Raw genomic sequence first — 14,393 nt, 5'->3', positions numbered from 1 at the left:
ACCCCCTATTTGATACCTGCTAATCGAAATGCGGTATAAAGTTTCTCGTTAGCCGCCGGATCCTTGTCCGGCGATACGCCACTGATCTCCTTGGCCGACAGACCAGGATAGATCTCCTGCAGGCGGCGTGCATATCCTCGCGCCGCCTCCAGATTTCCATTGAGAGCATGACTTGCAGTCAGCACCCTCAAAGCTGGTTCGTCGTTCTCCATCTTCGTGCAGAGTTCCACCGCCGTCCCATAGTCATCCCGCTTCAGTGCGATGCTGGCGCCCGCCCACCAGTAAATATCCGGAGCCAGCGGGTTGAGATCGATCGCCTGCTGGAAGCGTTGCCATGCGAGGTCCTTTTCCCCGAAATGCGCAAGCGCATCCGCATGCTGGATCAGGAGATCGGCCGAGTTGGGCGCCAGTGCTTCCGCCTCGAAGAAACCTTGCGCCGATGTCTCGAAATCCCGCTGGTAAAGCGCGACGACTGCGCGCATCCAGTGGCCGATGCCGAGTGCCGGATCGATCTCGATCGCGGCTTCCGCTTCGGCCTTCGCCCGGTGCAGGAGATGTGGGTCGTCACCGCCGAGCATGAGCCATTCAAGTTGAAGGGATTGCGCCGTACGCGCCCGCGCAACCGACATCTGAGGATCTATCTCGATTGCCTTGCGGAACTCCGAACGCGCCCTGCGCAGGAGCGGCAGATCGCATTTTCCCCGTAGCAGCTGCTGGCCGGACAGGAGGTGTTGATAGGCGCCGCCATCATGTTGCCGGGCCGGCGCAAGCTGGAGCCGCTCGATCTGTTCGGCCAATGCGGCGGCTATCTGTTTCGACAGCATCCTGAAGGCGGAGTGGAGCTGGCGCTCCGCCAGGACGACCTCGAGCGACCAGACGATCTCGCCTGTCGCCTCCTCTATCATGGCAAATGACACGCGCATGTTGTCGAACACGGTCGCCTTGACGCAATAGTCTGCCCGTAGCGTTCGGTATAGCCCGTTCGATGCGTCGTCGCTCGTCATGAAACTGCTATGGGGAGAGATGACGGCAAATGTCCGGTAGCGAACCAGGCTGTTAGCGATATCCTCGACGAAAGCCTGGACGAAGGACGGGAAGCTACTTCCATCAATTCTCGTCGGGCGCAGGAATGCGACCCGGGGACGCCGGCAAGTTGCACCCGCCGAGGATGCTGACGGAGACACTGCAATCGCTTCCACGCGTCCCTTCAGTCGGCGATGAAGCGCAAGCGTTTCGGCCTCCGGTGACCGTCCGTCCAGTTGCGTGTGCCGGGTCAGTCTGTCGAAAATCCGGTCGCCGGCAGCCGGGTCTCCCGCCCGCGCATAAGCGTGCATGAATAGCCGGTAGGTCTCCTCCCTGTCCGGCTCGAGCTGCAAGGCATGATTGGCGATCGTCGCGATGTCCGCGGTTTTTCCACCGCCGAAGCGGGTGATATCATCCAGCAGCCGGCTTACAGCGTCGAAGAACTGGTTCTTCAAACGGTTCCGTTGGGATAGCAGCCAGAAATCGAACTGTTCGGTTTCGGCCTCGACCCCTTGCAGGAGCTCACCGGTCACCGAGAGAATGCCCTTCAGCCTGCTGTCGATATCCTCAGCTGTAAGCGACGACAGGAACGCCTCGAGATCGGAGCGCCGTGTCGCTGGACCAACGGTCAGCCCTGCCATCGTCGAAACGACGAATGGTTCGCCGTCAATGGCATGCTGTTGCAGCCTGAGCAGAAGCTGACGAAGATTTGCGGCCGCGCGCTTTTCCTCGGCATCTTCCCACAAAAGGAATGCTGCCGCCTGGCGTGTCAGGAAGCGGGAGGGAGACAGGAGGAGCGCGGCAATAAGGACCAGGCCTTTAACGGGAAAAAACGCCTGATGCCCCGCTTCGCAGCGCGGCATGCCAAAGAGCCGGATCACTAAAGGTTCCGCGTCTTCAACCACGTCATCACCCCTTTGAGTCGACATCTAACAACGGCATATGAAAAATTGAAAGTGGCATCGTAATACGATTTTGCGTTGCTTTGATGATTGCATCGTATAGGTTGTGTACGCAGGGGGGGAGAAACACGGAAAGCGGGATCGGTCAGCCGCTGTTCGTCCGAGGAGCAAGAATGGACCATTTGCCGTTTCATAATTCATATTTGACGTTTTCATTTCAGGCAGAACCTTACCAGCGTGCCGATGACGTAGGTTATGCGATCAGCGAATTCATGTGGTTCAGGGGCCAGCCATTTTATCCAATCGGAGCACTGGCCGAGGCGAAAATCGCCCATCTCAGGTTGTCTGCGGGAAAATTTGATGCAGGCGATGAAGACAATCTCGATCTCGTGTTCAGGATGAGAGAGGCCGGTGGAGGGCACTACTTCGAAATCGTGCTGCGTTCGGATCGCGGTACCCGTTATGGCGGCTGGGCATGGGGAAGGGAACTCGAGGTTCTCGATGAGTTCGTAAACGGTTATCGCGTGCTGGTCGCAAGCTCCGGGATCTGCAGGCGGCGCTTCGAGTTCTGCTGCAACAAGAGCCGCTACCGATGCGTTGCGCCCGGTGCACTCAGCAAGAGCAACTCGACGTTTGCGGTATCTCCATTAACTGATACGGGGCTCATAGAAGCAGAAGTCAGATCAGTTTGATTTGGCTCCAGCGTCTTTATCTGCTCGCCCGTTGCCACTGGGTATTATGGACTTTACGGGATGTGCCTGTTGTCGTTGGCGGCGCGTGAGATCTGTTGCGATGGCAGAAACGGATAAACGAGAGACCAGTCATGCGTGGCCAACTCTTCAATCTGACCGGCAAGTGCGCCTTGTGGCAGGCTAGTCCCAGGGGATCGGGTTTGCGCTTATGCGTGGCCTGGCTGACGCCGGGCGCGAGCAGCAGCGCAGCAAGAGCGGCCCTCGCCGAACCGGCCAGACGGATCATATGTTTGGGATACCGGATGGCAGCAAGAGCAATGGTTATCAGAAGCGTGGCCGTAAGCCTGGCCGGCGGACAGACTTCATGAACGATCCGCAGGTGATTGCGAAACGGCAGCGGGCCCTGGCCCGGATGGAAGCGGCCGAATGAATGGCGGTGGACATAGTCTCAAAGCTAAAGCCGAGGGGTGCGTCCCACCCGCCCTCGCTCCTCCCTTTCAATCCGGCCCACCCGGTCGGATCGGGGGCTAACCATCACAGCCAGTGGCACATCTCTAACTGGCCACCACCGTCGCAGCCCTATCCAGCTTTGACAAGTGGCGTAGCGGTCTCTGCAACAAAGGATCAGCCAATACAGCTCACTTTTGCTCGCCCATGAAAATGTCGGTTGTCTATCTGTTTCCCTGTTACCAACGCGTTTTCCCTGTTCTCTTGTTAAGGGAAAGAACTGCTAATTTGCTGAATAGGTAGCGGAATTCGGATCTGCAGAAGCCGAGCTTTCTCGGCTATATCGATTTTTCGCTGCATTCGTTCGGAGAACAGGGTATTGGCCTTGAGAACCGTTCGCTCCTGTCTGCAAGCAGCACCATTTTTATTCAGCAAGATCAAGATATTGTGGTGCGGCGGTGTTTTCACATAAACCTGCTGTCAGTTTGCGGGGCGTAGAGATGGTGGGATGAAGAATTCCGCCATCAGCGACAAGCGTCACCGTTTCCCGCGAAAGATCATTGCCCATGCGGTCTGGTTGTACTTTCGGTTCCCGCTGAGCCTGCGCTTGGTGGAGGAGTTGCTGCTGGAGCGCGGCATCATTGTCTCGTATGAAACGATCCACCGATGGGGTCGGAAATTCGGACCGGCCTACGCGAAACAAATCCGTCGCCGACGACCGTCGCTCCGGGACGTCTGGCATCTGGACGAGGTGGTGGTTTCCGTCGCTGGCCGCAAACACAGGCTTTGGCGTGCCGTTGACCAGGACGGCTATGTTCTCGACGAGATCGTTCAAAGCCGGCGCGATACGAAAGCCGCGAAGCGATTGCGGATCAGGCTACTGAAGAAAGCAGGCATGCCGCCCAAACGGATCATCAACGACAAGCTCCGTTCGTACGGCGCGGCCAAGTGTGACGTTATGCCGGCTGTCGAACACGGGTCCCCCAGGGTCTCAACAATCGAGCGGAAAATTCTCATCTTGCCGCTGCGAAAGCGGGAACGGACGATGAGGGTTTCCGATCAGCCGCCAGCTTGCAGCGGTTCATCTCGATCTTTTCGATGCTCCGAAATCTCTTCGTCGCCCCACACCAAAAACGATCCGCCCTTGCCACTCACGTTCACCGCATCCGCGAAATAGCGCATTGGAAGCCGTGACCGGCGCGGCTGCGTGATCCCAGAGAGCCGCGGGCATGGTTTGATCACAGCTCGATAACGTGACAACTCCTGCATTTATCATTTTGACGTATGCGTCCCAGTCGACTTTCAACTTCTGCGTTTCCAGATTGCGCAGCGGGTGCCGAGCGAGCCAGACCTTCTGGCAAATAGTAAGTCATTCCGAGCGGCACTCTGTGCTCAGCGCGCCCAGGTCGCGTCCCAGAAGGATTGCGGGTCGTTTGCCAGCACGTCGGAGATGGTGGGTGCCGGTGCTGGAATAGGCTTGCCGCCGGTGCGTTGGCTGAGTTCCGCCTTGGCGGCGGAAACCGTTTCCGGCGAAGCCAAAAGGGCGATCGTCCCCATGGCAAGCGCCTCGGATGCCATCAGCGGGCCGGGGCTGCTGGACGGGTGGCCTGAAAGCGCCGTCCATGCCCAGTGGTGGATCGGCACGTTGTCCGGATAGGCCCAATTGACCCGGCCAAGCGGAATCTGCCAGCTGATATCGCCATCGTCCTGGCCGTAATAATCGATGCCGGTGTCGAAGTAGTCGAGCTCACGATGCAGCTTGAACGGTTTTCCAGGGTCGCATGCGGCGGATAGTTCTTCCATCCAGGCGATATCGGCTTTCGTCCAGCGCGGCGGGCCAAGTTCCCGGAGACACTTGTCGAGAACGCGGCCGACGGTGTCATTCCCGAGATAGCCGCGGCAATTGGCGATCTGCTCGGCAACCAGTTCGACGCCCTGTTCGGCGGCGATGCGGCTATAGGTGTCATGCATCAAACTGTAGCCCGCTTGAACCATGTCGAAGTCGTGGTGGCGGACGGAAGACCAGAGGCGAACTTCCTCAGGCGTCACGCCGGGGGTAATGCCGGCCGAACGATAGACATGTTTCAACTGTAGGCCGGGCACGTCCTGGCGCAGTCGATCAAATTCCGCATAAGCCGCTTCGGCGGCGAGAAGCGCATTGCGATTGGCAACTTTGCCGCCGTGGGCGCTTTCGCCGATGAACTTGAATTCACCGCTTGCCATGGCATGGCAGGGCCGCGCGAGGGAGCCGTTCTGGTAATCGCCATGCGAGGTCAGCACGAGGTCGATACCGTAGAAGACGCCGGCTGCCTGCAGGGCCAGCTTGCCCCATCCGATCTCCTCAGCCGGACAGCCGACGATGACGATCTCGCCGGCAAGGCCAAGCTCGATCATCGCCTTTGCGGCCGCTATGCCGGCGCCGGTATTAGCCGGGCCGATGTGATTGTGGCCGCAACCGTGACCCGGTTTGCGGCGATTGCCGTTGCGATAGGGAACCGCGTCATTGTATAGGCTTGGCAGGGCGTCATATTCGACCAGGATGCCGACCTTTGGTCCGTCTCCATTGGTGATGCGGGCGAGAAAGGCAGTCGGCACACCGCCGACACCGCGCTCGATCGCAAAGCCATGCCGCTCGATGAAGTCGCAAAGGATCGCCTGCGACTTGTATTCCAGTGCCGGCAGTTCCGGCACTTTCCACATTTCGGCAAAAAGGCCTTCGATCTCTGCGGCAAGGCCGGACCAGATGCGGCGTGTTTCCGCAATCAGGCGATCCTGGGTCTCATAGTCCGGCATATCAGGCGGCCTTATCCTTTTTGAAGGCAAGAAACGCTTCGCAGATTTCGGCGGCCGTCCGGCGGGCGCCGTGCTGAAGATATTCCATGTTGTTCAGTGCTGCCTCATGCGCCTCGATGGAGGAGCCGGCCACGCAGTCCTCGACGACCCGGCAATGGTAATCCGACTGATGGCCATCCGCGAAGGTATAGTGCACGCAGATATTGGTAAGGCCGCCTACAAGGATCAGCGTCTCGGCCTTCAGGCCGCGCAGAAGAATGGAGAGGTCGGTGCCGATGAAGCCGGAATAACGGCGCTTGACGATCGTGTAGTCGTCCTCGCGCAGGCCGACTTCTTCGGCGGCGATCGCCGTGCCCGGCCAGTCTTCGCGCAGGTGCATGTCTTCGTCGCCATCCATTTCCCTGCCATAATCGACGCCGGTCTTGCGGTGGCTCTCCTGCAGGAAAATGATCGGCACTCCGCCCTCTCGCGCCGCGTCTATGACAGCGCGGGCCTTGCGCATGCGTTCGACTATGCCCGGCATCAGCGGGATCGTTCCGTCATCCTCGAAAGCGACCTTCTGTATATCGACGACGATCAGGACTGGCTGGCCAACGATCATGGGGTTCTGCTTCTTTGGCATAGTTTGCTCCTTGAACTTAAAAACGTGCACCGAGAAGTTTCGGAAGATTGCCCAGTCGGGCAACGGTGATGAAGCCGAAAAGGCCGATCAGCATGAAGAACACGGCGCCGACGCACATGGTGGGCGAGAAGCCGGTTCGCATGCTGGAGAAGATTTTCACCGGCATGGTTTCGGCGGTGAAGCCGGCGACCATGAAGGCGATGACATATTCGTTGAGGCTGAAGATCGCGACGAAGATGAAGCTCGAAACGACGAAGGGGAGGACCATGGGTACGGCGACCGTACGCAGGATGTCGTTGTCGCGGGCACCCATTGTGCGAGCCGCCTCGACCAATGATTTATCGATGCCGGAAAACCCGAGCGAGATCATCACCAGCGGCACGGCGATGAAGGTCACGGCATGGCTGATGACAATGTTCTCGATCTGGCCGACATGCTTGATCGTGCCCCAGAACAAAAGGAACAGGACTGCGATGACGACGGGCGGCAGGATGAAGGGAACGCTGGCCATGCCCGCCAGGATCTTTGAGTAACGCGAATTGGTCTTCCATTGGATATAGGCGATCGGGAAGGCGACGCTGATCGTCAGTAGCGAGGAGGCAATCGCAATGCCGACCGAGCGCGTGAAGGCGGACGTCCAGGCGGGGTCCTGCATGAAGGTGTAATACCAGCGCAGGCTGATATTCTGCGGCGGAAACGTCATCTGCGCCGTGCTGTTGAAGCTGACGCTGGCGACGATGATCAGCGGTGCCGCTAGGAAAAAAGCAAGGCAGACCAGAAAGATCTGGCGCAGCGTTATCTGGATGAAGCTGCTCATGACGTATACCCCTTTCCACCGACCTTGTTGATGATGAGGATCATCACCCCTGTGACCAGCATGAGAAGGACGGCGATGGCCGAAGCCTGAGGCAGGTTCTGGGCGGAGTTGGCGACTTCACTGATGATGACGCCGATTGTCCAGTTAGCCGGCCCGCCGAGCACGAGCGGCGCGACATAGGCGCCAATCGACATCACCATTGTTGTCAGATAGGCGGTGGCGATCGGTTTGCGCATCAGTGGCAGGAGCACGTTGAAGAAGGCCCGCATGGGGGTGGCACCCATGGTGGACGCAGCTTCCATGTAAGAGGAATCCATACGGGACAGGCCGGGATAAAGCGTCATCACGTTGAAGGGGATGACGACATAGATCAGGCAACTGACGACGCCGAAGAAACTCGGGGTCAGTGAAACGGGCCGGTCGAGCAGGCCGAGGAAAACGGCGACGTTGGAGATGCCGACCCGTTTCGACAGGATAATCTGCCAGGAGAAGGTGATCAGGACTTCGGAAAGCGCTAGCGTCGTCAGCAGGCCGATCAGCCAGACGATCTGCGCCTTGCGGCTCATGCGGGTGATGAACCAGGTGGCCGGAAAGGCAATGATCATGCTGAGCGTCGCGACTGTCAGCGCCAGCCAGAGTGAAAAGGTCAGCCCGTTAAGCACCATCGGCTGAAACAGGCTTGCCATCGCGTCCAGCGACCAGCCGCTGCCTTGATAATAGGCCGGATCGAGGCGGGCAACGCTGACGCGCAGGAGAAGCAGGAAAGGCACGCCGAAAAAGGCGACGATGATGAAGAAGGGCCAAGCGAGGCCGGTCATGACCGAGAGGCGCTGACGGTCCAAGCTTCCCTGCCCGGAGACGAGTGACATGATCAGTCCTCCAGAACAGTCACCGAACCCGGTGCGAAGGAGATGGCAAATTTCTCTGAGCCTTCGAGCTCGGCCCAGACGGAAGGGGCAAGCGAGGCGACGACCTGCCTACCGTTCCTGTCGAGAAACACCTCGACGCTGGAGCCGAGGTCGCGCACGAAGGTCACGGTTGCGATCGGGACAATGCTGCCGGCTTCAGGGCGCGACAGAAGCGTGCTTTCCGGGCGAGCGCAGATCGTGACCTTGTCGCCGGGATTGAAGCGGGAAGGAGCGGGGCTGGTGTTGACGATGGTTTCCCCGATCCGTACATGCTCGCGATCGACCAAAGTGCCTTCGGCAAGATTGCTCTGACCGATGAAATCGGCGACGAAGCGGTTCATCGGCCTGCGGTAGATCTCGACCGGGCTGCCGACCTGTTGCACCTTGCCATGCGCCATGATGACGATCTGGTCGGCAATGGTCATCGCCTCACGCTGGTCGTGGGTGACAAAGATGGTGGTGATCTTCAGCTTCTGCTGTAGCTGCCGAAGTTCGACCTGCATGTGGTCGCGCAGTTTGGCGTCGAGCGCCGAAAGCGGTTCGTCCATCAGGAAGAGAAGCGGCTCCTGCGCCAATGCGCGGGCGATCGCGACACGCTGCCTCTGGCCGCCGGAAAGCTGGTCGACCCGGCGCGACTGCATGCCGGGCAGATCGACGAGCTTCAACAACTCGCCGATCCGTTCCTGCTTGTGATGCTTTGCCATCGTGCGATAGCGAAGGCTGTAGCCGATATTGCCGGCTACATCGAGATGCGGGAACAAGGCAAGGGCCTGGAACACCATTCCGAAGTTACGCTCATTGGTCGGGACGCCGGTTATGTCGCGACCGTCGAGGCGCACTGTGCCGCTAGTCGGTTGCTCCAGACCGGCAATGATGCGCATCAGGGTCGTCTTGCCACAGCCTGACGGACCAAGGAAGCAGACGAATTTGCCCTGTTCGATCGCAAGCGAGACGTCTGAGACGACCGTGTTCGTGCCGAAGGACTTCGTAAGGTTTGAAATTTCCAGGCCTTGCATCGTTCCGTCCAGACTTACTGACCGAGCATCTTGAGCATCTGCGCGGAGATGTAGTCGGCGTGTTTCACCTTGGCGGCGGAAGCGACAACGATCGGCTTGCCGGTGCCAGAGACGGCGTTGAACTCGTCTTCGGTCAGGTTGAGCTTCGATTTATCGATCAGCGGAGCGGCGCCGACATTGCGGGCGATAAGCTCGTGGCACTCCGGCGTGGCGCTCCAGTCAAGGAAGGCGATGGCGGCATCGCTGACTTCGCCGACCTTCGGCACGCACCAGGCGTTGTAACCGAGGACTGCACCTTCCTTCGGGAAGATCGAGGCGACGTCGGTGCCTTCCTTCTTCATTATCATGGAGACGTCGTGGAAATACATGCCGCCGACGACCTCGTCGTTCTGATAGGCGCTCTGCATCGAACCTTCGTCGGTCCACCACAGCTTCGTGTTCGGCTTCAGCTCGCCGATCTTGGCGATGACCTTGTCGATGCCGGCTTCGGTGTCGAGCACGGACGGGCCGCCGAAATAGACGGAAGCTACGATGTCGAGCAGCACGCTGGTGCCGCCACCCTGCAGGCCCCAAGCCGAAGCGCGTGGCTTCCAGAGCTCGGTCCAGCTATCCGGCAGCTTTTCGAATTCGGACGGGTTGGCGATCAGGGTGATGTACCAGGCCATGGCGCCGACGCCATCGACCTTGCCGCCGTCTTCATAGAGGAAGCCGTCGATGAGATTGCCGACATTCTTCAACTTGGACTTGTCGACCGTTGCCCAGAGGCCACGCTGGCGGCCGCGGATGACGTCTGCCTGACCGGCGCAGCAGACATCCATCGGAGCGGAGCCCGCCTGGATGGCCTGGCCGAGCTGGACGAGAAATTGGGCGCTGCCCGACTGCGGGATCGACTGGACGGCAATGCCGGTCTGCTTGGTGAAAGCCGGGTAGACGTCCTTTGCAAAGGCCTGCTCGAAGAAGCCGCCGAAGTTTGAAACGCGGAGCGTGGTTGCGGCATAGGAGGGGCGCACGAAAGGCGCGGAGACGAATGTCGCTGCCGCGGCAAGGCCGCCGGCCGCCTTCAGGACCGTTCGGCGCGAAACCGCTGAGTTCATATTCTGGCCGGAAGGCGATGCGGGCTTTCTGGATGCCATACTGTGTTCTCCTAACTTTCCCCTTGGATGGATGTTCAAGGACTATGCAATGGGCGTGCCAGTAATAAAAATACAATATAATCATATATTTAATTTGATTATGCCGGTTTCTGAAGGTGCTTAAATTCTCCTGAATTTTGAGGGAAAATGGGCATATGCATAAATAATAGGCTTATTGTATGCAATATTGCATACTTAAATCCGGCGTGTATAATCGCGACGGTAAGCGCCCCTGCTGCTCGAATTTTCAGGTCAAAAAAGGGGTGCCGGTCTCTGTTATAAGCAAGCGAGTGAAGCTGATGTCTGGAAATCCGATCGTCCCGAAGCCCATGATCGTCGGGCGCGCTGCCCTGATCGTCGTTGATATTCAAAAGTCGGGCTTCATGCCGCGGCCGACCGCATCCCGTCTTGAATTTATGGGCGATCACATCGAGCGCAACTGGCGTGCGAAATCGGTTGTTGATGCTGCCCGCAAGGCCGGTATCCCGATCATCTTCGTGCAGGAAGCGCATCGCGACAGCCTGATCGATTTCGGCCGTGAGCTGGATGGCTCGGAAAGCATCCATTGCCTCGAAAGCTCGCCGGGTACGCCTTTCCCGGTCGAGGAGATGGAAATGACGCCGGATGACCTGCGTATCACCAAGCGTCGCTATTCGGTCTTCTATGGCACCGAGATGGAAATCCTGCTCAAGGCCGTGAAGGCCGAGACGCTGTTCTTCGTCGGCGGTTTCACCGATGTCTGCATCCATTACAGCTTCGTCGATGCACATCAGGGGGATTACTACTGCCGCGTCATCGAGGATTGCGTTTCGGGCTCCAGTCAGGCTGCACATGACGCGGCACTGGTGGCGATGGAATATCTGCAGGCCGGAGCCCGCCGCAATGCGCAGGAGGTCATCGATGCCTTCGCCGCGCAGGCCGCTGCTGCTGCCTGATCACCAAGGCATGACCCACGAAGCACGAAACGAGCTGCGGTCCCTCGTGGGTATCGCAGCTCCGCTTGCGGTTGCTCAGGCCAGCCAGCTTGTGATGAGCCTTGCGGCGAGCGTCATGCTTGGGCGCCTTAGCGGCTCCGCGCTTGCGGCGAGTGGCCTTTGCGCCGTCTTCATTCAGGTGCTTGTCGTCGTGTCACAGGGCGTGATTGCGGGCGCGCATCCGCTGATGGCCGCCGCCAGGGGAAAAAGCGAGACGGAAGGGCAGGGCGGCGACGATGCGGCCTATGCTTTCGGCGGGGCCATTCTGGCGAGCCTTATCCTGTCGCTTCTGTCGGTTGCCATTCTTCTCAATCTACCGGCCATTCTTCAGCCGTTCGGCGTCGAGGCGGATATCCTGCACGATGTCGACCAGTTCGTCACCATGGCGGCCTGGGCCGTGCCGGCTATACTCTGGATCGTGCCGATCCGTCTCTATTTCTCAGTTTCGGGGAAATCCTGGCTGACGATGGCATCGGTTGCGATCGGTGCGGTGTTCTATGTGCCGGCGCTCTCCACACTGACATTCGGCGGCTTCGGTTTCGCCGGATACGGATTGACGGGGGCCGGCATCACCTACACCATTGCTTGGTGGCTGATCGCCGCCGGATTGACCGCCTATTCCCTTCTCACCGGACATCTGCCTGCTTCGACCATCTGCAATGCCTCGAGAAAGGCCACGCAAGCGCTGCGAGACGTCTGGAAGATCGGCTGGCCGATCGCGCTCATTTACGCCGCAGAGCTCGGCATGACTCTGGTGCTGACGCTGATTACCAGTGGGTTCGGGACTGTTGCGATCATCGCTAATCAGATCGTCTACACGCTGAACAACATCGCCTTTAACCCGATCATCGCCATCGGTCAGGCAACGACCGTGCGGGTCGCCTATCATCTCGGTGCCGGCAGGCCGGCTGCTGCGCGATTGGCCGGAAATATCTCCCTGATGACGGCGGCCGGTGTGATGGCGTTTTTCGGCGCTCTTTTCTTCCTGGCCTCCCGGCAGATCATCGATCTGCTTCTCGGTGCCGATACAGTAGATTCCGCAGCCATAGAGCCCTTGGCGCAGCAGCTGATCCTGATCCTGGCCGGTTTCCTCGTATTCGATGGAATTCAATCGGCAGCAAATGGTGCGCTCCGTGGCCTGAAGGATACGCGAGTGCCGATGATCGTGGGCCTTTGCGGCTACTGGCTGATCGGCTTGCCGACGGCCTTTCTTCTGTCCCTTTGGCTGGATTTCGGCGTTATCGGTGTCTGGTTTGGCATATTGGCCAGCATTACCAGCGTCGCGTGTTGCCTGCTCCTGCGCTGGACATATATGACGGGCCGCGCAGTTGCCTCCGCCGATGGTTCGGTTGTTACACGCGAAAGTCGAGACGTGTTGCGCAAGATGATAAGTCCGACGTAAGGATACTTGCAGGAAGATAGCTCCTTTGGATGCAATAATGAAGAAAAGCCTGAAGGTGGGCGGGGACATTTCCCCGGCCAAGGAAACCGGATCGCGGCGTAAGCTGACACGCGCCGAGGAAGTTCGCGCGCGGCTTGCCGACGACATTGTTGACGGCAAGCTGTCGCCCGGAATGGCGCTGGATGAGACCGAGATCGCCGCAAGTTATGGCGTGTCGCGGACACCCTTGCGTGAGGCGATACGGGATCTCGCCGCAATGGGACTGGTTGAAACGCGGCCGCATCGCAGCGCCATCGTCACGAGGCCTTCTCCCGAGCATCTGCGGCAGATGTTCCAGGTGATGGCTGAGCTGGAAGCCCTTTGCGCAAGCCTAGCGGCTGCGCATATGAGTCTTTCTGAACGCCGCACGCTGGAAACCATCCATGAAGGTTTGGCACAGATCCTAAAGGAGAACGACCCGAGCCATTATCATGTGCTCAACGAGAAGTTCCATGCGGCGATCTATGCTGGCAGCCACAATGCCTATCTGGTCGAAATCACGCTTGCGACGCGTCGACGGCTCTCGCCTTTCCGTCGTGCGCAGTTCCTGACTGCAGGGCGTCTGGCGAAATCCTACAAGGAACACGACGCAATCCTCGTCGCCATCCTGCAGGGCAATCGCGAGCTTGCAGCGGAATCAATGCGCCGGCACATCCTGACTGTCGAGGATTCCTATGAGGAATATGCGGGCCTTAAAGACGCCGGCGGCAATTCTGTTGAAATCTAACGGCTTGACCTCACGTACTAAAGACTTTGCGATGTAAGTTATCGGGATAGGCTCATAGATCATTGTGCGAGAGAGCCCCGGTTGGAAGGCAACGCCGTTGCTCTAGGCGTGCTCATGGACGCGTCGCTTTGCAGCGAGCGCCGCGGTGCGATCATTTGCAGCCTTGGCACGGGTTTCCCAAGAGGTAGAACCGAGCCACAGTTACAGCCTTCGTAGCACCTAAACCTATACGCCCGATTTGCATCTGATGGGGCGATGCGGATCAGCTATTATCCGGGTGGCTATGGGCTTCCCAAACTTAGTTGAGGATTTTCGCCGCAAGTGCCGCCTTGTCCTGCGGCAGGAACCGGCCGTAGTGCTGCTGAATCACGTCCGGTGTGTACGGAATGGCATAGCTGGCTGCTCATACGAGCCGGTCCGCTTGAGGATATGCGTTGCCAGAATATCCCGAAGATTATGCAGCCCCTGCGGCAGCAGGCCCTTGATGGCACCTCGGCCGGTATAGGGATTATAGATGCCGTAGCGTTGGATCACAGTACGCCAAGCTGGGCGTGTTGACGCCGCCGTTGAACTATCGCGAAGAGCGGGTGTTCGACTAGGTAATACGGTCGAAGAGGAGTTTGCTTGCGCGCACAGCAGAATGAAAAATAGGCAATAATGTCTCGATTGTGTGCAACTCTCCCCCACTTCTTTGTTGAACGTGCTGACGGTGATGGAAAAGAGGCGATTTGAAGATTGGCATGAGGTTTGCTTTCTATATTCCAGAGTTAGCGGCTAGGGTTCCGGCACGATCACGTGCGACTGGTCCGAGAGCGGCGACCGGCGGGGAGACATCCCGCCGGGTGCACGGCGGGACAAAAGCCCGGGAGACCTCGTAAGCCAAGGGATTGGCGGCGCG

Annotated in this window: 11 protein-coding genes, 3 pseudogenes and 1 riboswitch; of the genes and pseudogenes, 6 read left to right on the top strand and 8 right to left on the bottom strand. The window is 58.8% G+C overall.

The features are described from left to right. Positions 1-5: 5 nt before the first annotated feature. Positions 6-1,952 (bottom strand): AfsR/SARP family transcriptional regulator, encoded by a 1,947-nt coding sequence (locus J5N58_RS22075; RefSeq protein ID WP_112831272.1) that lies wholly within the window; start codon positions 1,950-1,952, stop codon positions 6-8. A gap of 176 nt (positions 1,953-2,128) precedes the next feature. Here J5N58_RS22075 and J5N58_RS22070 point away from each other — a divergent pair, with 176 nt between their 5' ends. The 3 genes and pseudogenes from J5N58_RS22070 to J5N58_RS22060 all read left to right on the top strand — a co-directional run bounded on the left by J5N58_RS22070 (position 2,129) and on the right by J5N58_RS22060 (position 4,275). Next, the gene (locus J5N58_RS22070; RefSeq protein WP_244713109.1) at positions 2,129-2,617 is read left to right on the top strand and encodes a hypothetical protein; all 489 of its coding nucleotides are present in this window, start codon (positions 2,129-2,131) and stop codon (positions 2,615-2,617) included. Between the two features lie 226 nt (positions 2,618-2,843). Then, positions 2,844-3,047 (top strand): annotated as a pseudogene (locus J5N58_RS22065) (ISNCY family transposase); the annotation flags it as partial. Positions 3,048-3,572: 525 nt separating this feature from the next. After that, a pseudogene (locus J5N58_RS22060) lies at positions 3,573-4,275 on the top strand (IS6 family transposase). Positions 4,276-4,456: 181 nt separating this feature from the next. Here J5N58_RS22060 and J5N58_RS22055 read toward each other — a convergent pair. From J5N58_RS22055 to J5N58_RS22030, 6 genes are read right to left on the bottom strand one after another with little or no spacing between them, the layout of a single operon-like run. Beyond that, the gene (locus J5N58_RS22055) at positions 4,457-5,857 is read right to left on the bottom strand and encodes a zinc-binding metallopeptidase family protein (RefSeq protein ID WP_112831271.1); all 1,401 of its coding nucleotides are present in this window, start codon (positions 5,855-5,857) and stop codon (positions 4,457-4,459) included. Position 5,858: 1 nt separating this feature from the next. Beyond that, a complete protein-coding gene (locus tag J5N58_RS22050) occupies positions 5,859-6,479 on the bottom strand; it encodes a cysteine hydrolase family protein (RefSeq protein ID WP_113443878.1) in 621 nt (206 codons plus the stop codon). A gap of 16 nt (positions 6,480-6,495) precedes the next feature. Beyond that, entirely contained in the window at positions 6,496-7,296 is an 801-nt protein-coding gene (locus J5N58_RS22045) for an ABC transporter permease (RefSeq protein WP_112831269.1), read from the bottom strand. Beyond that, positions 7,293-8,165 carry an ABC transporter permease gene (locus J5N58_RS22040; RefSeq protein WP_112831268.1) on the bottom strand — a complete coding sequence of 291 codons (873 nt, stop codon included), beginning with the start codon at positions 8,163-8,165 and terminating at the stop codon, positions 7,293-7,295. Before J5N58_RS22040 ends, J5N58_RS22045 begins: the two co-directional genes overlap by 4 nt. A 2-nt stretch (positions 8,166-8,167) precedes the next feature. Beyond that, a complete protein-coding gene (locus J5N58_RS22035; RefSeq protein ID WP_113443877.1) occupies positions 8,168-9,220 on the bottom strand; it encodes an ABC transporter ATP-binding protein in 1,053 nt (350 codons plus the stop codon). Between the two features lie 14 nt (positions 9,221-9,234). Continuing rightward, the gene (locus J5N58_RS22030) at positions 9,235-10,353 is read right to left on the bottom strand and encodes an ABC transporter substrate-binding protein (RefSeq protein ID WP_112831266.1); all 1,119 of its coding nucleotides are present in this window, start codon (positions 10,351-10,353) and stop codon (positions 9,235-9,237) included. 299 nt (positions 10,354-10,652) lie between these two features. Here J5N58_RS22030 and J5N58_RS22025 point away from each other — a divergent pair, with 299 nt between their 5' ends. From J5N58_RS22025 to J5N58_RS22015, 3 genes are read left to right on the top strand one after another with little or no spacing between them, the layout of a single operon-like run. Next, complete coding sequence (locus J5N58_RS22025; protein WP_244713083.1) at positions 10,653-11,288, top strand: cysteine hydrolase family protein; 636 nt, start codon at positions 10,653-10,655, stop codon at positions 11,286-11,288. After that, positions 11,254-12,729, top strand: coding sequence for an MATE family efflux transporter (locus J5N58_RS22020; protein ID WP_162757462.1), 1,476 nt, complete (start codon positions 11,254-11,256; stop codon positions 12,727-12,729). Before J5N58_RS22025 ends, J5N58_RS22020 begins: the two co-directional genes overlap by 35 nt. A gap of 37 nt (positions 12,730-12,766) precedes the next feature. Next, positions 12,767-13,495 (top strand): GntR family transcriptional regulator, encoded by a 729-nt coding sequence (locus J5N58_RS22015; protein WP_244713081.1) that lies wholly within the window; start codon positions 12,767-12,769, stop codon positions 13,493-13,495. A 298-nt stretch (positions 13,496-13,793) separates the two neighbouring features. Here J5N58_RS22015 and J5N58_RS22010 read toward each other — a convergent pair. Further along, positions 13,794-14,041 (bottom strand): annotated as a pseudogene (locus tag J5N58_RS22010) (hypothetical protein); the annotation flags it as partial. Between the two features lie 217 nt (positions 14,042-14,258). Beyond that, a riboswitch (guanidine-I (ykkC/yxkD leader) is annotated at positions 14,259-14,366 on the top strand. The last annotated feature ends 27 nt before the right edge of the window (positions 14,367-14,393 follow it).

The sequence above is a fragment of the Paenirhizobium cremeum genome (genome assembly GCF_022884085.1).
GTDB classification, from domain to species: Bacteria; Pseudomonadota; Alphaproteobacteria; order Rhizobiales; family Rhizobiaceae; genus Allorhizobium; species Allorhizobium cremeum.
Note: the sequence above shows the minus strand (reverse complement) of the source record. Positions and strands in the feature narration are given on the sequence as shown.

Coding starts and splice junctions, on each gene's coding strand:
- J5N58_RS22050 (WP_113443878.1), bottom strand. CDS start 6,479: ATGCCAAAGAAGCAGAACCCCATGATCGTTGGCCAGCCAGTCCTGATC.
- J5N58_RS22020 (WP_162757462.1), top strand. CDS start 11,254: ATGCCTTCGCCGCGCAGGCCGCTGCTGCTGCCTGATCACCAAGGCATG.
- J5N58_RS22025 (WP_244713083.1), top strand. CDS start 10,653: ATGTCTGGAAATCCGATCGTCCCGAAGCCCATGATCGTCGGGCGCGCT.
- J5N58_RS22075 (WP_112831272.1), bottom strand. CDS start 1,952: ATGTCGACTCAAAGGGGTGATGACGTGGTTGAAGACGCGGAACCTTTA.
- J5N58_RS22055 (WP_112831271.1), bottom strand. CDS start 5,857: ATGCCGGACTATGAGACCCAGGATCGCCTGATTGCGGAAACACGCCGC.
- J5N58_RS22045 (WP_112831269.1), bottom strand. CDS start 7,296: ATGAGCAGCTTCATCCAGATAACGCTGCGCCAGATCTTTCTGGTCTGC.
- J5N58_RS22030 (WP_112831266.1), bottom strand. CDS start 10,353: ATGGCATCCAGAAAGCCCGCATCGCCTTCCGGCCAGAATATGAACTCA.
- J5N58_RS22015 (WP_244713081.1), top strand. CDS start 12,767: ATGAAGAAAAGCCTGAAGGTGGGCGGGGACATTTCCCCGGCCAAGGAA.
- J5N58_RS22040 (WP_112831268.1), bottom strand. CDS start 8,165: ATGTCACTCGTCTCCGGGCAGGGAAGCTTGGACCGTCAGCGCCTCTCG.
- J5N58_RS22035 (WP_113443877.1), bottom strand. CDS start 9,220: ATGCAAGGCCTGGAAATTTCAAACCTTACGAAGTCCTTCGGCACGAAC.